Origin of the sequence: Pragia fontium DSM 5563 = ATCC 49100 (assembly GCF_900112475.1) — a bacterium.
Classification (GTDB): domain Bacteria; phylum Pseudomonadota; class Gammaproteobacteria; order Enterobacterales; family Enterobacteriaceae; genus Pragia; species Pragia fontium.
Genome location: NZ_FOLW01000013.1, coordinates 58154 through 78721, shown reverse-complemented (window position 1 = coordinate 78721; position 20568 = coordinate 58154). Strand labels below are relative to the sequence as shown.

Annotated in this window: 16 protein-coding genes and 1 pseudogene; 6 read left to right on the top strand and 11 right to left on the bottom strand. The window is 46.7% G+C overall.

What is annotated here, in order from left to right; translation table 11 throughout:
- Positions 1 to 545, top strand: a pseudogene (locus tag BMZ28_RS17395) (hypothetical protein); the annotation flags it as partial.
- Here the strand turns inward: BMZ28_RS17395 and BMZ28_RS15275 are convergent.
- The 6 genes from BMZ28_RS15275 to hemP form a co-directional block, all read right to left on the bottom strand.
- Positions 463 to 1224, bottom strand: coding sequence for a heme ABC transporter ATP-binding protein (locus tag BMZ28_RS15275; RefSeq protein ID WP_408634906.1), 762 nt, complete (start codon positions 1222 to 1224; stop codon positions 463 to 465). The pseudogene BMZ28_RS17395 and the gene BMZ28_RS15275 overlap by 83 nt on opposite strands.
- Before the next feature lie 10 nt (positions 1225 to 1234).
- Positions 1235 to 2239 (bottom strand): FecCD family ABC transporter permease, encoded by a 1005-nt coding sequence (locus BMZ28_RS15270; RefSeq protein ID WP_047779428.1) that lies wholly within the window; start codon positions 2237 to 2239, stop codon positions 1235 to 1237.
- Positions 2239 to 3069: a heme/hemin ABC transporter substrate-binding protein gene (locus BMZ28_RS15265; protein WP_074824532.1), complete on the bottom strand. Its 831-nt coding sequence runs from the start codon at positions 3067 to 3069 to the stop codon at positions 2239 to 2241. The genes BMZ28_RS15270 and BMZ28_RS15265 overlap by 1 nt, the downstream gene beginning before the upstream one ends.
- Complete coding sequence (locus tag BMZ28_RS15260) at positions 3066 to 4106, bottom strand: hemin-degrading factor (RefSeq protein WP_074824529.1); 1041 nt, start codon at positions 4104 to 4106, stop codon at positions 3066 to 3068. Before BMZ28_RS15260 ends, BMZ28_RS15265 begins: the two co-directional genes overlap by 4 nt.
- A gap of 53 nt (positions 4107 to 4159) precedes the next feature.
- Positions 4160 to 6175 (bottom strand): TonB-dependent hemoglobin/transferrin/lactoferrin family receptor, encoded by a 2016-nt coding sequence (locus BMZ28_RS15255; RefSeq protein ID WP_428480395.1) that lies wholly within the window; start codon positions 6173 to 6175, stop codon positions 4160 to 4162.
- A gap of 91 nt (positions 6176 to 6266) precedes the next feature.
- The gene (gene hemP / locus BMZ28_RS15250; RefSeq protein WP_047779432.1) at positions 6267 to 6449 is read right to left on the bottom strand and encodes a hemin uptake protein HemP; all 183 of its coding nucleotides are present in this window, start codon (positions 6447 to 6449) and stop codon (positions 6267 to 6269) included.
- 319 nt (positions 6450 to 6768) lie between these two features.
- Between hemP and BMZ28_RS15245 the strand changes: the two genes are divergently transcribed.
- The 3 genes from BMZ28_RS15245 to BMZ28_RS15235 all read left to right on the top strand — a co-directional run bounded on the left by BMZ28_RS15245 (position 6769) and on the right by BMZ28_RS15235 (position 9529).
- Positions 6769 to 7620: an ABC transporter substrate-binding protein gene (locus BMZ28_RS15245; RefSeq protein WP_074824525.1), complete on the top strand. Its 852-nt coding sequence runs from the start codon at positions 6769 to 6771 to the stop codon at positions 7618 to 7620.
- 420 nt (positions 7621 to 8040) lie between these two features.
- Positions 8041 to 8781 carry an amino acid ABC transporter permease gene (locus tag BMZ28_RS15240; RefSeq protein WP_074824522.1) on the top strand — a complete coding sequence of 247 codons (741 nt, stop codon included), beginning with the start codon at positions 8041 to 8043 and terminating at the stop codon, positions 8779 to 8781.
- Between the two features lies 1 nt (position 8782).
- A complete protein-coding gene (locus BMZ28_RS15235) occupies positions 8783 to 9529 on the top strand; it encodes an amino acid ABC transporter permease (protein ID WP_074824519.1) in 747 nt (248 codons plus the stop codon).
- 58 nt (positions 9530 to 9587) lie between these two features.
- On the opposite strand, the gene BMZ28_RS15230 is transcribed toward BMZ28_RS15235, so the two are convergent.
- Complete coding sequence (locus BMZ28_RS15230; RefSeq protein WP_074824537.1) at positions 9588 to 10364, bottom strand: siderophore-interacting protein; 777 nt, start codon at positions 10362 to 10364, stop codon at positions 9588 to 9590.
- 212 nt (positions 10365 to 10576) lie between these two features.
- The gene (gene mdtG / locus BMZ28_RS15225; protein WP_074824516.1) at positions 10577 to 11797 is read right to left on the bottom strand and encodes a multidrug efflux MFS transporter MdtG; all 1221 of its coding nucleotides are present in this window, start codon (positions 11795 to 11797) and stop codon (positions 10577 to 10579) included.
- 391 nt (positions 11798 to 12188) lie between these two features.
- On the opposite strand from mdtG, the gene BMZ28_RS15220 reads away from it, so the two are divergent.
- Positions 12189 to 15404 carry an autotransporter outer membrane beta-barrel domain-containing protein gene (locus BMZ28_RS15220; protein WP_126468207.1) on the top strand — a complete coding sequence of 1072 codons (3216 nt, stop codon included), beginning with the start codon at positions 12189 to 12191 and terminating at the stop codon, positions 15402 to 15404.
- Between the two features lie 115 nt (positions 15405 to 15519).
- Here BMZ28_RS15220 and yieH read toward each other — a convergent pair whose 3' ends face one another.
- Positions 15520 to 16188 (bottom strand): 6-phosphogluconate phosphatase, encoded by a 669-nt coding sequence (yieH, locus tag BMZ28_RS15215; protein ID WP_074824510.1) that lies wholly within the window; start codon positions 16186 to 16188, stop codon positions 15520 to 15522.
- Positions 16189 to 16583: 395 nt separating this feature from the next.
- On the opposite strand from yieH, the gene BMZ28_RS15210 reads away from it, so the two are divergent.
- The gene (locus BMZ28_RS15210; protein ID WP_047779439.1) at positions 16584 to 17918 is read left to right on the top strand and encodes an NCS2 family permease; all 1335 of its coding nucleotides are present in this window, start codon (positions 16584 to 16586) and stop codon (positions 17916 to 17918) included.
- An 86-nt stretch (positions 17919 to 18004) separates the two neighbouring features.
- On the opposite strand, the gene BMZ28_RS15205 is transcribed toward BMZ28_RS15210, so the two are convergent.
- Both BMZ28_RS15205 and BMZ28_RS15200 read right to left on the bottom strand, forming a co-directional pair.
- Entirely contained in the window at positions 18005 to 19810 is a 1806-nt protein-coding gene (locus tag BMZ28_RS15205; protein WP_074824507.1) for a hypothetical protein, read from the bottom strand.
- Between the two features lie 33 nt (positions 19811 to 19843).
- Positions 19844 to 20566 (bottom strand): 4'-phosphopantetheinyl transferase family protein, encoded by a 723-nt coding sequence (locus BMZ28_RS15200; protein ID WP_083399706.1) that lies wholly within the window; start codon positions 20564 to 20566, stop codon positions 19844 to 19846.
- Between the last annotated feature and the right edge of the window lie 2 nt (positions 20567 to 20568).

Sequence of the window (20568 nt, the reverse complement as noted above, 5' to 3'; positions counted from 1 at the left end):
ATTATGACAGCGCCGGAAATCTGGTGATGCGTAATGATAGTCGGTCAGGTACTGATAATTATCACTATGATGTTTTGGGTCAGATAACAGAACACAGTAACCCGATGGGGAAAATCCAGCGCTATGTGTATAGCGCCAGCGGTGACCGATTTGTGGAAAGTACCAGCGTAGACGGTGAAAGGGAGCTGACGTTTAATGATGGGGTGCGTTACCGGTTAAATCAGGCAGGACAGCTGGTGGCCAGAGAGAGCGAAGCACGCAGTGATCGGTTGGACTGGGATGAAAATGAGTGCCTGAGTGATTTTTACGATATTGGTGAGCGGGAGCCTCGCTATCAGTATCGTTATGATGCACTGGGTGAAATTGTTTGGTCAGCCCACTATACATATCATCCAGATGCTGGCCCTATGAAGCAAGTCCCTGCTTTAACCGCTAAATCTATCCAACACCACTCCAACAACCTCACCTCCGCAAACAAACCTGCGGTACCCCACCATCTTCCGGATGATGGCAAACGCATAAGTCCGCCTGATACCAGCGGGTGAGCAGTTCATTATTCAGGACTTCTGCCGGTGTACCACAGGCCACCAGTGAGCCTTGATGTAACATCAGAATGCGATCGGAATACAGCGCTGCCAGATTTAAATCATGCAGCACGGTACACACGGAAAATGGTGCCTGACGGGTCATCTGTTTAAGCAGGCGTAGCGTTTGCTGCTGGTGATAGAGATCCAGCGCTGATGTGGGTTCATCCAGAAACAGCAGGCGTTCTGTCGGTGAAGGTTGCCATAGTTGACACAGTAAACGGGCGAGTTGAACCCGCTGTTTTTCTCCGCCGGATAGTTGATTGTAGCTGCACTGTAATAACGCGCCGCATTCAGTGATATCTACGGCATGGCTAATTGCCTGCTGATTGAGCTGTTTATGACCGTGATAAGGGGCTCTGCCCATTGCGATCACCTCCTGCACGCTGAACGGAAAAGATAATCCGCTATGCTGGTTCATCACGCCACGAACTTTAGCCAGTTCCTGATGTTTCCACTGGCTCAGGCTGCGGTTTTGCAGCAGGCAATCACCGCTGTCAGGCCGTAGATAGCCGGTCAGAATGCGTAATAATGTGGACTTACCCGCGCCGTTGGGGCCGATTATTGTCATCAGTTCACCGGGTTTTAGCGTCAGGGAAACATGATTGATAATTGGTTTATTTCCCTGACCGTAGCTCAAATCCATCGCGTTAAGCATTATTGATTTCTCTCCGCCGCAAGATTAACCATAAAAAATAGGGGCCGCCTAATAGACTGGTGATCAGCCCTACCGGAATTTCTGCCGGTGAAGCCAGGGTTCTGGCCAGCGTATCGGCAATTAGCAACAGACAGGCACCGCCTAGTACCGAACCGGGCAGTAGCCAGCGATGATCGACGCCAAGTTGAAGGCGAATCAGATGAGGGATAACCAGACCAATAAAACCGATAGCGCCGCTCATGGCAACGCAGGTAGCAATCAACAGGGCGCTAAGCAGTAATAAGCGCTGTTTTACTGATTCGACGTTTACGCCCAGATAATGGGCTTCTTCATCCCCCAACTGCAATAAGTTCAACAGGCGAGACAGACGAAGGCTAATGACTATCGCTGGAATAATCAGCGAACTGGCAATTGCCAGCGTTGACCATTGAGCGCGACCCAGACTTCCCATACTCCACAGAGAAAACTGCCTGAGCTGCTGATCGTCGCTGATATAGCTCAGTACACCAATCGCCGCACCTGCCAGCGCGTTTAAGGCAATTCCGGCCAGTAATAAACGGGTCAGATTACCGTGGCCGGTTCGGCTTAACGCATACAGCAACACACAAACTGCAATGCTGCCAACAAAAGCGGCGACGGTATGTCCATAAAGCACCAGAATACCCGGTAACGGGAGTGGGAATAGAATAGCCACCGCGACGCACAGCGCTGCTCCGGTGCTGATGCCCAGTAATCCGGGGTCAGCTAATGGATTACGAAACAGCCCTTGCATAATGGCGCCGGAAACAGCCAGAGCGGCGCCAATCAGCACCGCCAGCAAGACTCTGGGAAGTCTGATATTCAGCCAGATATTCCAGTGCCCTGCCTCAAGGGATTGGCTTATCAGCCTATAAAATGACAGTTTCACCGGCCCAATATTGGCCGCGCACAGGGTCAGTACGATTAACAGTACCAACATTGCCGCCAGCCAATAACGTGGTGAAATACGCGGGTTCATCAGGGATGTTCCATAGCTTTATGCAGCTCGGCAATGGCTGACGGCGTTTTCAGGCTGAAACCTAATAGTGCCAAGTCATCCACCACCAGCAAGCGCTTGTTTTTCCCTGCCGGTGTTTGATTGAGGCCGGGTAGCTGCCAGATTTTCTCTTCCCCACCCAATGAGGCATAGCCCGCGGTGGTTATCAGCAATAAATCCGGTGCAGCGGCGATAATGCCTTCCTGAGACAGCGGCCGATATTTTTTAAACCCCTGCATAGCATTGGAGCCACCGGCGATAGTGATAATGGCATCGGCAGCGGTATGTTGCCCGGCGGCCATTGGGGTTGCTCCACTGTAGTTCATGACAAACAGCACCTTGGTGGTGAGCTTGCTTTTATCCAGTGATGCCAACTGCTGCTGGTAGTCAGTAATCAGTTTCTCACCCTGCTGCTGTCGACCCAAAGCTTCGGCGACCGCGCTGATTTTATGGGTGACATTATCAAGGGTTGGCGCACCCGGAATACTGATAACCTTTACCCCACTGTTTTTCACCTGCTCCAATGCTAGTGCGGGCAGTGACTGATCGCTGGCCAGCACCAACGTGGGTTTTAGTGACAGAATCCCCTCCGCATTAAGCTGGCGCATATAACCAATATCCGGTAACGATTGGGCTTGCGGTGGATAAGTACTGGTGGCATCGCGCCCCACCAGCTGTGATTCGGCACCCAGCGCATACACGATTTCGGTCACATCACCGCCGATGCTCACAATACGTTGATTGTTAGCCTGAGCAGAGAGAGAAAGCAGCGAAAAGAGGGCGATTAGCCCTCGATAGAAGTGTGATTTCATGCGAATACCATTTGCTGTTGAAGAATGGTTTCAATTTGATCGCGCCATTTTTGCTGTTCCGGTTGGCCTTCCTGACGTTGACCATACAGTTGAGCAATTTGGGTGCCATCTGCGGCAAACAGCTCGAGGCTGGTAACAAAACCATCTTTGGTTGGCTTACGGGTCACCCAGCTTTCAACAATATCCCGCTCAATTAAATGCATAACAAACTGTTTATTAAAGATGTTAATCCATTCTTCATGAGGCGTGACCCGCTCGATTTTACCGGTAAATATTTGCACGCAGCCGCGATTCCCGATAAATACCATAATGTCGTTGGCATCGTTTTTCGCCATTTGTAGAATTTGCCGCAGCGCTTGATTATCAACACGCTGGGCCAGATCGCCATCAACAGCCTGAAAAGCCTGTTGACGAGTAATGCCGTGTTTCTGCAACAGATGAAAGAACTGATGAACGTCGGTCATGGCGCGCCATTCGCTATCAATCGTCTGGCTATCCACTTTCAGCTCTTTATCGGCGGCGGGTTCCGGTGGGGTTATCGCCAGTTCGGGGTTATCCTGCTGAATAAAGGCCTCAATGACTTTTTGCCAAGCACCCATATCGGTATTTTCGGTGGTATAGACCTTATGCAACGCATCACCATAGCCATCGAAAAATTGAATGCTGTGGCGGGTACCGCGCTTACCCTCTTCCGTGAGACAGAAGGCAGACTGCCACTGATTCAGGAACAGACGTAGATCCAAAGCATAAGGGTTGAGAACCAGTCCGGCATGGCCGCTTAAGTGTTGATTGGTGTAGCGACCAACCTGCTCATGTACCGCGTATTCATTGCGGGTGATGGATTTGGTTTCACCGACGCTTTCCAGCGCCGCTAGCAGGCCGCGGATATCGTTAGTTAGTCGCGTGGCATCATGGCCTACGCGCACATGAATGAGTTCAGCTTCACTGATTGTCAGTAGCTTGGCTAAATCTCTGGCGTACTTTTCCGGATGCTGTTGTTTAGCCTGTAAATAAGCCTGATATAAAGAAGTTGTCATGATTGAATTCCCATGTAAATAAACCCGCTGTTATTCAAACAGCGGGAGATTGATTAAAACTGGTAACTGGCAAACAGTTTCACATTGCGGCCATCCTGTAATACGCCGTTTGGTGCGTAGTACTCTTTATCAAAAGCATTGGCGATCACCACGCTGGTGGTTAGCTTGTCTTTGAGAATCTCCGGTTTATAGCTGATATAGAAATCATGGGTGGCGTAGCCGCTTTGTGGGGTGGGCGTGTCATTGATGCTGTTGGCGAATATGCCCATCCAGCCAACGGAGGCTTTAGTATTGGCCAGCGGTACATTCAGACGGGTTGATACCGTATCCGGGTTAACGGTAGATAACCACTCGCCAGTATCTTGGTTTTTACCGCTGGTGCGGTTGTAGGCCATGTTGAGATCGAAATAGGTATTCTGATAGTCCATCATCACATCCCAACCCCAAATTTTGGCGTGTGGAATATTCACTGAGGTGGTTTCACAAGGGGAACAAATCACGCCAACACCGGGGCGATAGCCCGCTTTCATATTTACCGCGGTTGAAATGTAGTCATCGGCTTTGGTACCGAAATAGCTGGCTTTAAACTTCAGATCATCATCCGCCAGCAGTACATTATCAAAGCGCAGACCAAATCCCACCTCCTGAGTAGCATTGGTTTCCGGTTTTAAATTCGGGTTGGGTTTCCAGTAGTTATTCATTTTCGGCCCCATGCTGAAATGCAGGGAGTCGTTGTACATTTCGCCCATCGTTGGAGCGCGGAAGGCTTCCGCATAGGAAGCAAACAGGCTTAGCCATTCGGTCGGAAAGACGGATAGCGCCACTTTTGGTGACCATTGGTTGGCATTGATATTATCGTAGCCGCTGCTTTCCGCTTTATAGTTGTCATAGCGAATCGCGCCGATCAGTGAAATCGGCAGATCGCGCAGGGTCATTTCATCCTGTAGCCAGCCGGAAGCAAAATGAATCTCTGCATCAGGGAAGCTGGTGGTCGCGCCGTTTGGAACCTGTTTTTGTTTATAGGTTTCTGCGCCATAGGTTAGTTGGCTGGGAATGATGCTGTTTTGCAACAGACGTGAACGGTTATCAACTTTGATACCTTCGGTTTTCTGTTTCCTTTTTTCGCGCTGGTAGCCCTGTGGCGTTGAATCAATATTGGTTTCAGAGTAATAAACTTGCGTAGTGGCATTTAACCAGTCCATCCCCTCTGGATTCAGGTTATACACTAACTGGGCGTCTTTACTTTCTGTGCTGCGATTGGTCATCACATCGGTTTTGGTGTTGCCTGGCTTAAGGCTTTGCGGATTTTTGGGTTCTCTGGCGTCGTTGTTGTAATAGCGTAGATTAGCCATTAGCGACTGAGCATCACTAATAGACCATTTTCCTTTGGCTAAAAAAGAGCCGATTTGTTCATCATTTGGTGCCGTTTCACCATTACTTAAGCGTAGATTGCCCTTATCGCGGAAGTTTGCCGAGAACAAGCCATCTAAATTATCGGTACGGCCAAAGGTGGTGAGACCCATGGCTTGGCTATGATCGAAGGTAGCACCGGAAGTAAACAGCCTGACGCCGCCCGCTTCACCATGACGCAGCAGGTCTTTGGCATCGACGGTTTCAAATGAAACCACCCCGCCTAACGCACCACTGCCATAAAGCTGCGCCGAGGGGCCTCGTACCACTTCAACTCGCTTAATTAAGGCAGGATCGAGGAAAATTCCGTTTAGGTGACCGGTATCCGTTCCCTGTCTGACACCGTCTACCAGCATTAATACGCCGCGTTTATCATAGCCGCGCATATTGATATCTTGCCCATTACTGCGGGAGGTACCGGTAATGGTAATACCTGGAATCGAGCGGATAAGATCAGCGGCACTATTAGCCGCCAGATTTTCTGGCGCATTGGCATCGACCACGGTCACCATCATGGGGGCTTCAAAAGCATTACGATCGTTACCGGTGGCGGTTACGGTCATCACTTCGTTGGTGATGGGTGGTGTTTCGGCTTCTGCATTTGCCAGTAAAGGCAGAGCGTAGGCCAGAGCGATAGTTAAAGATGAAAGGCGAAGCATACTGCAACTCTCCATAAATGTTATGGGTGAAAGTTGCTGGCTGCCTTGACTGCTAGAAGGAGTCTGGGTGGCTGGCTAAATGGTTAAAAAATTACTTGGTTAAAATTAATTTACCGGTTTTGGTAATGCGTAATTGATATTGCTGCCCCTGATGCTGAATCAGTAGGATGCCTGATTTCCCTAATAGTTGCTGACTGTTAATCAGTGGTAGGGAAGAAACAGTATCAGCCTGTTTGTAGGGTTCTGGTTGCTTGTCGGGTATTGGTGTATTCATGATATCCACTTAGCAAATGATAACTAATCTTGTTTGATAATAATTATCATTTAAAAAGTTGAGTTCAACAAGCGTTAATTTATGAGGTGAGTAATGTTAGTTAAATGTTGTATTTTTTGTGTGGATAAATGTGGGTTAGCTGATAGCGGATAAATCATGATGCAGTGTGATAAATCAACGGAATATGATCGCATATTTAAATCCTATATAACTAAATGGAATATAACAGCGGTTTATATTATTTCACTTTGTTTTTTAACTGGTCTTAACTAGCTGCTATTAAACACTAATTTAATAACAATAATTCAGGATGGCGGCGATGAAACTCACATTAAAACAGAGCGTACTTTCATTTACTTTACTGGCTGGTATCGCAGGTATGGCTTCTGTTGCCCACGCCGATCAGCTGGATGATATTAAAAAAGCGGGTGTCGTGAATATTGCCGTGTTCGACAGTAATCCGCCATTTGGTTATGTCGATCCGCAAACCAAGAAAATCGTCGGTTATGATGTTGATATTGCTAATGCTATAGGTAAAGCGTTGGGGGTGAAGGTTGAACTGCGAGCGACTAATCCTGCTAACCGCATTCCTCTACTTTCCTCTAAGAAAGTTGATTTGATTGCCGCTAACTTCACCATTACCCCACAGCGCGCCAAAGAAGTCGACTTCAGCGTGCCCTACTTTGCTACCGGTCAAAAGTTTATTGCCCGTAAAGGCGTGCTGAAACAGCCAGATGATATTGCTAAGCTGCGTATTGGTGCCGATAAAGGCACGGTTCAGGAAATTACTCTGCGGGACAATTATCCAACGGCAAAAGTGATTTCCTATGATGATACCCCGGTCGCCTTCACCGCTCTACGTAACGGTAATGTGCAGGCGATTACTCAAGATGATGCCAAATTGGTCGGCCTGTTGGCTAACCTGCCTGATGCGGTAAAAGCCGATTTTGAAATATCGCCGTTCAGTATTACTAAAGAGTATCAGGGCGTGGGTATCACCAAAGGTGAAACCCGCTTGGTTGACGCGGTGAATAAGGTTCTGCTGGATTTGGAAAAAGATGGTCAGGCAGTGAAGATTTACGATCGCTGGTTTGGGCCAGCGACTAAATCGGCAATGCCGCGGGGTGAGTTTAAGTTTGGGGCCGTGGAGCCAGACCCAGCCAAAGGTTAAATTGGTATTGGATTAATAAAGTATTTTGTAATAAAAACCGGGGTACATTTTTGGATGTACTCCGGTTTAGTTTCAGGGGAAAGTTTCGGCCATGAAAAGTGTCGTGTTTGTCTCAGCATTAGTGCACGGCCGAGCAGGGGCATTAGGGCGAATGCCCCTGCACCCGGCGCCTTCCGCACGGGAATTCAGGTCGCTTAGGCGACTTCCCGCCACTTCCAATAAGGCTTAACGCACCAGCATAGAGCCGTTCCCGACGTCGCTATGCTTCTCGCCGCATCCATGCGGCTCGTGCTGCCTTATTGGAAGCGTCGGCTGAATTCAAGTGCTCCTTTGGAAGGTCAAGGGCTGGAGATCTTCGCTATTTGTTGGTTGTTATGGTCATTAACGGTTTTATAAAAATTAAAATTTAAGCTGGCTAGAATGCTCAAACAAAAATTAACAGAATTATTATTAGAACCCCGATATCTCGGCTGGTTATGGGATGGTTTTTTGCTCACTCTGGGGCTGTCTGCGGTTTCAATTGTGGCTGCGACGCTGCTGGGCATGGTGGTTGCCGGAGCCAGAGACAGTAAGTTGGCGGTATTGCGTTTACCGGTGATTGCCTATTGTTCTCTGTTTCGTAATACGCCGCTGCTGGTGCAGCTGTTCTTTTGGTATTTCGGCGTTGGTAAGCTATTGCCTGAAGGGGTAATTCCTTGGTTAAACACCTCGCATGAAGTTACGCTGTTTGACGTCACTTTGGCGTGGCCATCTTTCGAATTTATCTCGGCTGTTTTTGGACTTACCGTGTATTTTTCGGCATTTATTGCTGAAGAGATTCGCGCCGGTATTCAAGGGGTAAAAACCGGGCAGAAGTATGCCGCTTTGGCGCTTGGGTTGAGCGGCTGGCAGTCGATGCGTTATGTGGTGTTGCCTCAGGCTTTGAAGATCGCTTTTCCTCCGCTGTTGGGTCAATACATGAATATTGTAAAAAGTACCTCACTGGCGATGGCGATCGGCGTGGCTGAGCTTTCGTATGCTTCCCGGCAGGTTGAAACAGAAACCCTGCGGGCGTTTCAGGCATTTGGGGTAGCGACGGTGATGTATATTGTCACTATTGCCCTGATGGAAGCGTGGGGGATGTGGTATGAGCATCGTTTATTAGCGAAGGAGCGGCATTAATATGGACTTCACGGTAATTTACGACAATTTGGATTATATGCTGTGGGGCGCTTATCCGGACGGCCCGATTGGTGGTGCCGCGTTAACGCTGATTATCAGCCTGATTGCCGGGGTTATTTCTGCCATTCTGGGCGTGATTTTGGGCGTGGCCTTGGCAATGTTCCGCGGCTGGTTTGGTGGCTTGATTGCCGCTATTCTCGGCTTTTTCCGCGCAATTCCGGTCATTATGTTGATTTTCTGGGCTTACTTTATGTTGCCTATGCTGTTTGGCATTGATATTCCGGCGATTACCTCGGTGATTTGTGCCCTGGCATTGATCTCGGCGGCTTATTTGGCGCATGGGGTAAAGGCGGGAATTATTGCTATCGGCGCTGGTCAGTGGCAGGCGGGCATGTCATTAGGGTTTAACCGCTGGCAGGTATTGGGATATATCGTATTGCCGCAGGCATTACGGATGATGGTGCCTTCGTTTATTAACCAGTGGATTTCACTGATTAAAGATACTTCACTGGCCTATGTGGTTGGCGTTGGTGAACTGACTTTTCTGGCTACTCAGGTGAATAATCGCAGTATGGTTTATCCGACCGAAGTCTTCCTGTTTATTGCGCTGGTCTATTTTATCTTCTGCTTATTGCTGGATGTGGTTGCCAATCTGGTGAGTAAGCGCTACTCATCCATTGAACCTAAGGCCAAAAGACGGTTATTTAGCTGGTTGTTTAAATCGCCTGCTGGAATCAGTCGGGTTTAATTATAGCCTAGCCTTCGATGCGATTTTATATCGCCGAAGGCTAAGGGCACTGTCCTATTTACTTGTTATGCCAGTAGGCTACGGCGCGTAGCAATTGGCTATCGATAGCATCATTCTCAAACAGCTGACTCAGAGCGCTAACGGTTTTTCCTTCGCCGGTAATCCAGATAAAGTAATCCTGTGGCGGTACATTTAGCGTTTTAAGGTAGTCAGTCATCTTTTTCCGATCGTCACCAATAACCCATTGAAGATTAAAGCCGCTAAGGTGGGAAAGATAATCTTTATACGCTTCATCTTTGATGTTGATAAGCGCCGTCACCTGAACCGGGCTGGCAAGGTTTTTCAACTCTTCCAAACGACGGCGTAGCGCCGGCATGCCGGATTCATCACACACATAAAGCTGCCAGGCGTAGTCTGGTGGCACGACAAGTGAACCGCGAGGTCCGCCAATGGTGAGTTTATCGCCGGGGCGAGCTTGGGCCGCCCAATCGCTGGCAACCCCATTTTCATGAAGATAGAAGTCAATAATCAGTTGATGATGTTGCTGGTCAAAAATCGGTGTGTAATCACGAGAAGGCGGTTGGATATTGTCTTGCCAAACGATGCCTTCTTCGGTGATCTCGGGTGGCGTAAATGCAGAACCGACCTTGGGGAAGAACAGCTTTATATGGTCATCAAAACCTTGGGATTGAAAGCCTTCAAGGTCTGAGCCACCAAAGATAATACGCTGGAAGCCGGTTGAAATTTGTTCGGTACTTAATACGCTAAGCGTGCGAAAACGTAATTCATTACGGACGCGTTGTGGGTATTTAGGCTGAGATTTATTTTCGGTCATTTTTATCATCTGTTTATCATTTATGGATTGTCATCGGGCAAGCGGCCTGAGAAATTTATTATATGGGGGCGATAACCAACGGTTTAATGATGTCGCTATTCCCGTTTGGGGTTTGGGTATAGTGGCAGTGGATAACGGGAATATCTTAAATGAGAATGGTTACTATTTCTATAAAAATAGAACGGTATTGATACTCTCCGCACATTTAGTCACTATTTATTCCGGTTTTTGGCTAAAAACCAGTAGGAATAGATAGCGTTAAACAGCACAACAAGTGCGGTCGCGATAAAAACTGCACGAAAGCCAATACTGGCTGCCACGCTGGAGCCCAGCATAGGGCCGCTGACGTTGCCTATATCGCGGAAAGATTGGTTATAGCTAAATATTCGTCCGGCAACCTGATTGCTACAGTTATAAATTAACAGAGTTTGTACCGCAGGTAACAGCGCGCCGTCGGCGATGCCCAACAGGAAACGTAGTCCGGCTAACTGCCATGGGTTTTGTACAAACGCCATTGGAATAAGCACCAGAATAGAAAATATCAGCATGGCAATTAGAATGCGTTCCGGTCCAATGCGATCCCCTAATTTTCCCAACCTTGGCGCACTGAGCAACGCAGCAAAGCCAGGAACAGAAGCGATAAAACCGCTGATGAATGCCAAATTTTCGATATTGTTGGATATCTCACGTACGTATAGGGTCAGAATCGGGGCAATAGAGCCGGTAGCAACCTGAATAATCATGGTGGTCACAAACAAGCCAAGTACCAGTCTGGGCTTGGTCAATGAGGCAAACACTTGTCGGCCGCTCAACATATCTTTTTTGTGAACGCGGGTAAATTGCTCTTTTACGGCATACAGCGTGAGGAGAAAGCAGATAAACAGCATGCTGGCGGTAATAAAAAATACCGGGCGCAGTCCATAGCGATCGGCGAGAAAGCCGCCGATTAATGGCCCTAACAGCGCTCCGCTGACGCTACCGGTTGATAATGTGCCGAGAGCCCATCCGCTACGGTTACGCGGTACCTGAGTCGCTATCAGCGCATTCGCATTAGGAACAAAGCCACCAAGTAGACCCAACAGCGCTCGTAATCCGAGAAACTGCCAGATATTTTGGGCTAATCCCATCAGCACCATCACAATAGCCATACCTAACGCAGAACGTAGCAGCATTAACTTACGGCCACGGCGATCTGCCAGACCTCCCCAAAAAGGAGATGCCAGCGCCGAAAACAGAAACGTAATGCTAAATACTAATCCCGACCACAGATTGAGCTCGCGATGCCCGGTTACGCCCAGTTGCTCTACATACAAAGGTAAAAAAGGCATGACCAGACTAAAAGCGGCTCCGGTCAGAAAGCATCCGACCCACACGATAAACAGGTTTCGTTGCCAATTTATGGCGGGACTTTGAGTGGTGGCTTCTGCTGGCATGGTGAACCTGTATATGGGCACATTATAGATATTTTTAGCGTGCCACGATTATTGTCTGTTTGAAAGCCGTGTTTTGTTGAAAAAATGATAAATCAAGTTAAAGCGGATAAATACTTCAGAATCAAAATGTAAATATTGTGATGGAAGTTGTTGTATAAATTTTAATGCATTGTTGGTTGATGGGGTGGGTAATAGCCTTTAACTTATTTATTAATTATATTGTTTTTTATTGCTAATCAGTTGGGTTTCATTGTGTTTTTTTTGTGTAGGGGTTGTTTTTTATATTTATATTGATGGTTTTTTGTCATTAAATATATTTATTTTTTTATAAAAGATATTTTTTGTGTTATTTTTATTGTCTTATTGAGTTTTTTAAATGGAATTTTTTGTTTTGTTATTAATAAATAATATATATGGATGTTATAAAAGAGTTTTATCTTGTCTAAACGTTAGCATTGGTTTATCTGCAACAATACTGTGTGGCCATGCTTTTGCCACCCCGTTGTTTGATGATGGTACGGTAGAGGGTGATGTTTATGGCGGAATATCCGACATAACGCAGATTAGCGATGACAAAATGGAAGGAACGTCTGGCTTTAATACCTCAGTGCTTAATCAGGTTAATATTCATAGTGAAACTGTTGGCGTTAATCAAAGCAGTATTATTGTAGACAGTAGCAATAATTCAATAGCTGGTAATGTTTATGGTGGTTATGCGGTAATTTTGGGAAGAAGTGGTAATGCGACCGCTGCTGATACCGATGGCAGCGGCAGTCCCAGAGATCGCTCTGCGTACGCTTATACCCACAGCACTGTTCAGGGTGACAATTCAACGGTAGAAGCCAATAACAATGTTGTCAGTATTGCTCAAACGGTTGCTGTGGGGGGAAGTGTTTATGGCGGACGTGGTAACTATATTGCCCAGTCAGGTAATGCAGTGGCAGGCAGCATTACCGGTAATATCAATTATGATATTGATTACGGTAGTTCCGGTGGTTATACCGCTATTCAGGCTTGGGGAGATAAGGTAAGGGTTAACGGTAATGCTGTTAACATTGCACAGCTGGTTTCTGTTAGTGGTGATGTGTATGGTGGCCAGGCTAGTTATGTTGCCCAATCTGGTAAAGCAACGAGTGGTCATGTTGGTGCCCTTGCCCCTGATACTAACTCTTGGTCTGCTATCTTTAGCAGTTCCAATTTATTAGAGGCCAGCAATAATACGATTAATATCGGGCCGTATTCCGTTGTTAACGGTGATATCTATGGTGGGCAGGCGAGTCAGTTTGTTCAGTCAGGTGACGCGATGGGCGGGAATGCTTCGACTACCGATAGTTATTTTCCCCTTGTAAGTGCTTCCGCTATAACCAGTCTGAGAACTGGAGAGACAGAAATAAAGGCCAGTAATAACGTTGTCGAGATGTCGTCAACGGGTGGTAAAGTTTATGGCGGTAAGGCCAGTCTTGTTGCACGGGCAGGTAATGCTGGGGGTGGGAACGTTAATGTTGTTTCTACTATGTCTAGCATTTCGGCAGAGGCAAGTGCTGGTGTTAATGCCGATTTTGTCACTATAGAGGCTAACAGTAATGTTGTTGAATTGTCACAACAAGCTTCTGCGCAAGGCGGCGTTTATGGTGGTTATGCTGGGTTGGTTGTTGCTGCGGGAAAAGCCGAAGGTGGAAATGCGACGACTCCTGTGGATACTACGAGTACGCCTTCTCTGTATGGAGAGGCGAATATTGAAGCCTCCAATAGCACCATTTTGGCCAATAATAATTCTGTGATATTAAATGGTTTGCTGAAAGATGGGAGTGTTTATGGTGGCTACGCTGAGCTGACCGCAGTTGGGGGAACAGCAATCAGTGGCTCAACGACTGCTGTTCCAAATGCGGAGAAATTGCCTGAGTCAAGCGCGGAGATTGATGTATCCAATAGTAAAGTTGTGGCTAATAACAATACCGTGACGTTAAATGGGACTGTGGCAAATGGGTCGATTTATGGCGGTTATGTCAGATTTGACCTGACTCAGGGAACTGCAATAAATGCTGATAATACCGCCGGGCACAACGGCGTTAATCCTACTAATACACAGGTACAGGCCATAAACAATACGGTTAATATTGGTGATGTGGCACAAATCAGCGGTACTATTACGTCGCTTTATGGGGGATATTTGCAGAGCACCGGTTATTTTCCGCAAAATTATGATGTGTTTACCGGCAATACTCTGAACTTCTCGGCCCAGCCAGTTAAGGTTAATAACCTTGGCAACTTTGAACATTACAACTTTACCTTATTACCTTCCCTTGCTAACCAACCGGAAGCCCTGATTACGGCTAATAATATTAGTTTAGGAGCTAACCTTGCTAATATCAGTGATGGAACGACAACGCCGTCGAAGGCAACAGTGGTTGGCATCCATTCAGGTAAGGTTTTAAAGGCCGGTGATGAGTTTGTTCTGATGAAAGCAATGAACGACTTTACGGGTAAGGGGCAAGGTATTGATTCTACTGGTGTTGCTCAACAGGGTATTTCCCTGCTGTATGATGTCCACACGTGGGTGGATGATTCAAATAAAGAGGTGAAAGCCACTATTTTGGGTGATCCAGATAATGGCTCAGATGAAAATTCGGGTGCTCTACCTTCAAAGCCGGAGGATGACTCGGCAGCGACGGTAAACCCACAGCTTAAAGCGTTGCCGATGGCCTATCTTTATAGCTCTACTCTGGTTAATCGCGGTGGAGATATCGTAGCTTATGATACCTATCGTACAATCCGTGAGCAGAATAAAGGTGCTTGGGGAAAGGTTCCTTTTGTGATCGCTTCTGGCAATCATCTTCGTTATAACGTTGGTTCGAATATCAAAGCGAATGAATATCTTTTAAGCAGTGGATTAAGCTATACCACCGATGATGGTGTGACTACCGCAGCATTTATTGAGGGAGGCTGGGGTCGTTATGACAGTTATACCCGTTTTGATAATGCCGATAATGTGCACGCTGATGGTTCCAGTAAGTATTATGGCATTGGCCTTTTAGCTCGATATGACTTACCTAAAGGTGCTTATTTAGAGGGAAGCGCTCGGATAGGGAGAACTCAGACTGAGTTTAGTACCAAAGATATTGTCAATCGTGCGACAGGTCAGTTTGCGCACTACAATATTAAATCGAACTATTTAGCGGGACATATAGCTGAAGGCTATATGATGTCGATAAGTAAACGTAATAGCTTGGATCTGTCTATAAAATATCTGTTCTCAAGAATTAGTAGTCGGGATGTCACGGTTGCTGGAGATCCGTTCCACTTTAGCGCCATTAACTCACATAGAGTCAGGTTGAATGCCGAATTTAAACATCAGTATAGTAGCGCTCTGATGTTGATGTCGGGTTTAGGCTATGAGAATGAGTTTATCGGGCGGGCGAAATCGACAACATACGGCGTTTACAATATTGATGCCCCAGATATGGAAGGCGGGACGGGAATTGGCTTTTTCGGGATAACGGCCAGACCCATATCCGATCAAAACCTTTCCCTGGATGTTAAAGTTAACGGTTATACCGGTAAACGAGAAGGTATTGGTGGGCTTTTCAGGATTAATTACGCTTTTTAAACGCTTAGCCAAGAACGAATAACATTCATGATAAGTGATGACCCCGGGCAGATGATATCTTTCCGGGGTTATATATTTCGTGGATTAATTGTTTTTATTATCTTGTGCCTTTATTTTAAGACTGATAAATCTCCCAGCCCCTCGCTTTCCACAACGCGGGAAGCTGTTCCATGCTATGGAACGTCGTGACCAGTGGATGATCGATGGGTTGGTTGTGTCGGTCGGCGCAGTAATAAAACACCGGAATACCGGCTGCAATGCCGGCATGAGCACCGGCGACGGAGTCTTCAACCAGAATACATCTTTCCAGAGGAACCGACAGTTTATCGCTGGCGAACTGCAACAGGGCAGGATCTGGCTTCCAACGCTGAATATCAAAGGCGCTATACAGGCGATCGCCGAAGAAATCGATTAGCTTGGTTAATCCTAGCGAATGCTGCATTTTACTCACGGGGCCGTTGGATACTACCGCCATTGGCACGGTAATACCTTCCAGCAGCGGTCTGATACCTTCAATTGGTTTCAGGCTGAGCTCAAACAGACGCGCCATATCCTGACGGTACTCTTTTTCCAGCTTATCATCAGGCTGATCGAGACCGTAGGTTGCTCTGACCTCGGCAAAAACCTTGTACAGATTGGTTCCCTTAAACCGTTTAATACACTCTTCAGTAGAGAGTGGAATCCCATAACTCATAAAAACGTTAGAGAAAGATTCACAACATAAAATCTCGCTGTCGACCAGAGTGCCGTCGCTGTCAAACAGCACACATTCAACCGGTTGCATAATTCATTCCTTTACGGTGATCGGCATGGTTCATACCACATGGTAATAACCATACTAAAATAGTGTTTCAAAAAACAGCAGATGTTGGTTTTGTTGACGATCATTGTTTAGCTTTAATCAAGGTAATGAACGATAGTTCACTGATGTTATTATTTGTGTCCTGTATTTTTGCCTATCTCTGGTCACAATATTTTCAGTGGAGATTGTTGGAAGGTATTATGCGGCGGCGTTGTTCTGCGAGATGAAAGGCTAAGTCTGATTCGTTAACTTGATGGCTATTCTGGCGAAAATTCAAACTTCACAATAAAAACTGAAATAAACCATGTAATCGTTTGCGTATTTTGGTATATGTAGCGGCTTAGTTTTTATTATTCATCTTTTTTCCGGACATCAAAATGAACAACCCCGTTTCTGGTCCTGCTAATGGGCAGGGTCTACTTGAGCGCGTGTTTCAACTGAACCAACATGGCACGACGGTACGAACCGAGATAGTCGCTGGTTTTACCACCTTTTTAACCATGGTTTATATCGTTTTTGTTAACCCGCAGATTTTAGGGGTAGCAGGAATGGATACCGAAGCTGTGTTTGTGACCACTTGTTTGGTGGCGGCGTTTGGTAGCATTTTTATGGGCGTGCTGGCGAATTTGCCGGTGGCGCTGGCTCCGGCTATGGGGCTGAATGCCTTCTTTGCTTTTGTGGTGGTCGGTGCGATGGGGCATCCGTGGCAGGTGGCGATGGGAGCGATCTTCTGGGGCTCCGTTGGTTTCTTACTGTTAACGCTGTTCCGCGTTCGTTACTGGATGATATCCAGTATTCCGATTAGCCTGCGAGTGGGGATAACCAGCGGTATCGGTCTGTTTATCGGTATGATGGGCCTGAAGAACGCCGGTATTATTGTCCCTAACCCGGATACGCTTGTAGCTATTGGTAACCTGACTTCACTGAATGTAGCGTTAGGCGTTTTAGGCTTCTTTATCATTGCGGTGTTAGCGGCTAAAAATATTCATGCGGCGGTACTGATTTCTATCATTGTCACCACCAGTATTGGTCTTATCGTTGGTGATGTTACCTATCAGGGCGTATTTTCTGCACCACCAAGTATCGCCAGCATTGTTGGTCAGGTAGATGTAAAAGGCGCATTGGATATCGGTTTGGCCGGCATTATTTTCTCCTTTATGTTGATCAACCTGTTTGACTCATCCGGTACCTTAATTGCAGTAACGGATAAAGCCGGCTTGGCGGATGAAAACGGTAAATTCCCTCGGATGAAACAGGCATTGTTGGTCGACAGTATCACCTCGACTGCCGGTGCTTATTTAGGTACGTCTTCAATCTCTACCTATATCGAAAGCTCCTCCGGTGTTTCCGTTGGTGGTAGAACCGGTTTAACGGCAGTAGTTGTCGGCCTGTTATTCCTGCTGGTTATCTTTTTGTCACCATTAGCTAAGATGGTTCAACCTTATGCGGTGGCCGGTGCGCTGATTTATGTTGGTGTGTTGATGACCTCCAGCCTGTCGCGGGTAAAATGGAACGATCTGACGGAAGCTACGCCAGCGTTTATCACTGCGGTAATGATGCCGTTTACCTTCTCTATTACCGAGGGTATCGCTCTTGGCTTTATTTCTTATTGTGTAATGAAAGCTGGAGCAGGTCGTTGGAGAGAAATCAGCCCTTGCGTACTGATTGTTGCACTACTGTTCTTAATTAAAATTGTCTTTATCGATCATTAATCCCCTCTGATGGGATTTAATGAAAGCTTAATATAATAAAAGCCCCATGTTAGGAATAACATGGGGCTTTACGTTGTAGCAGGAGATTAGTCAACCGTTGGTGGATTAATCAACGCGTTTTTTATGGCTAACATATAGGGTCGGGTAAATTGAACGACGAATGAATCGTGCGGCTGCCAACTGCCATCTTCTTGTTTAATCACCGGCATATTCATGTCAATTTTGATCCCGCTGGCTTTATAGTTACGAGGATTTCTGCCGTATGACAAGTGAAACGTTACTGGGCATGTATAGTGTGTATCCTTCACTTGTTGGCATTCGTCGTTAATGTTTATACCAGAGATTCTTGGAGTCAGTGGGCTAAATGATGGAGACCTTTCGATAAGTATTTTATCTAATTGCTCTACTCCGGTTATAAAGGCTTTCTTGAGGCCGGTTTCCTGCTGATTTAACGCATAATAGCGAGCGTTTTGCTCTTTTACTTTTTGAGCAATCTCATTTTTACCGTTATTGATGCGGGTGGAAAACTCTCCGTCATCCGTCGGTTGGATTTGATAGGTCACTTCACCAATGATATCCGCAGCAATGTCCCGGTTTCTATCGGCTCTATAGATTACCGTTGCTTTACAGCTGCGGATAAGTGAATCATCATTAAAACTGGTTTGCTCAGCCGACGTTAATGAAGAGAAGCTATAGTTAATCGGTGCCGCGATGAGGCGGTTTTCGTTTTGATTGCGGGCTGCTGTTGGTGTATCAGAGTAAGTGGCGGCAAAGCCCTGAGTGACTTGCTGCTGAATCTCTTCATCATCGCATAGTGGTGTTTCATCTGGAGCGAAAAACCAACAAATAGCGGCTACAATAATACCCATCCAAATAAGTTTCTTTATACACCCACCGCCTGTTGGCGCTGTGGCTGCTGGTTCTTCGTTCTGCCGGATGCTCTGATTATTCTCCGTAGGCTTGTCACGTCGCTTTCTTTTCTTACTCGGTTCAGCCCTAACTGGCTGGGCTTTGATGACATTTTGCTGTTCTAACCATGTCAGTAACTCATCGTTATTTTCAAATCGAATATCTGGATTAGCTTCCAGTACCTTTTCTGCTTTTCTGTGCACTTTGCTACTAATGACGCCAGCAGCGTAGAGCTCTAAGAGCATTTCATAGGCGTCGGATTCTTCATCCGTTAATAAGGCGGCATTATCTGACTGGGTCGATTTAGCCGTGTCTTTAGCCGAGTCTTCTTCTGGCGTAAATTCATCTGGCTCGAATAATCCCCAGGTGACATCTTCCGATGGCCATTCAATAATATCTTTAGCGGTGTTTTTTGGCTCAGCCGGGTTCTCGTCGATGTTTTCCTCATCGTCTTCCTGCTCAAGCCGTTGTTCAATCGCTTCTTCAGCAACAGTCTCAGGTTCAGATGGTTGCTCAATGACTTCTTCAGCAACAGTTTCAGGTGCAGATGGCTGTTCAATGACTTCTTCAACAACAGTCTCAGGTTCAGATGGCTGTTCAATGACTTCTTCAACAACAGTCTCAGGTTCAGATGGCTGTTCAATGACTTCTTCAGCAACAGTCTCAGGTGCAGATAGCTGTTCAATCACTTCTTCAACAACAGTCTCAGGCTCAGAGGGTTGTTCGATAACCTGTTCAGCTACGGCCTCCGGTTCAGAGGGTTGCTTAATAACCTCTTCAACCAACGCTGGGGCTTCAGTAACCGGACGTTCACTGATAATCCGGTTTTCCAGCAGCCAATCGATAGCGTCATCTTGAGTATTAAAAGAGATATTAGAGATAAACTGCAGATAGAGTTTGGCTCGACTCAACTGGTCTTCAGTTATGATTTTTTGTTCACACAGATGGGTGAGTAGTTCAGTTTTTTGTGCGTTATCTGACATCCTGCTGGTGGCTCCCTGTTCTTTTGTTATTTTTTAACGTCCACTGAATTGAGATAATTCCGGTAAATCTGCGGGTATAAGTTGTTCGGTTTTTTGGTCAATTTTCCAATAATGAATCTGGGCGATATTTTGCTCACTGGCAATGGCCCAGGCAATATCGTCATATCGGCTGGTGAAACCGACTAACTCCGGTTGGAAGTCGGCAGAGACTTGCTTTTGTTGGGGATGAATACGGATTTGCTTCATCTGCCAGACGCCTTTAGCGGAGAGTTTCAGCACCGATTCACGCAGAGTCCAGAGTTGCCAGAAGCCATCGGCCTGACAGGATTCAGGCAAACTGAGCAACCATTGATATTCATCTGCGCTAAAGCTATATGCTGCCAGTGCCAGCAATTTTTTTCTTGGGCGGATATGCTCTACGTCCAGGCCAATACGACCGCCCTGTGCCAGTGCCACCATAATGTATTCCCCACTATGGCTGATATTAAAGTCCAACCGTGCAGCGGAGATAAATGATGGGCGGCCATTATCGGAGATCGTGATGTCTGGTAGTTGTGCCCAGCCGAGCTGATTAAATATCAACTCGGCCAGCAGCCAGCGTCCGCTAAGAAACTGTTGACGGCGCTTGGGATTAAACTGTTCACTCTGCTGCTGTATGGTCATCGGAATCCGCGACAGATCTCCTGGCAACCACTCTGTCGAGGGTAGGCGGAGGGTGGCGATAGCAATGTCAGAAAGCAAAGTTGGCTTTACCATAT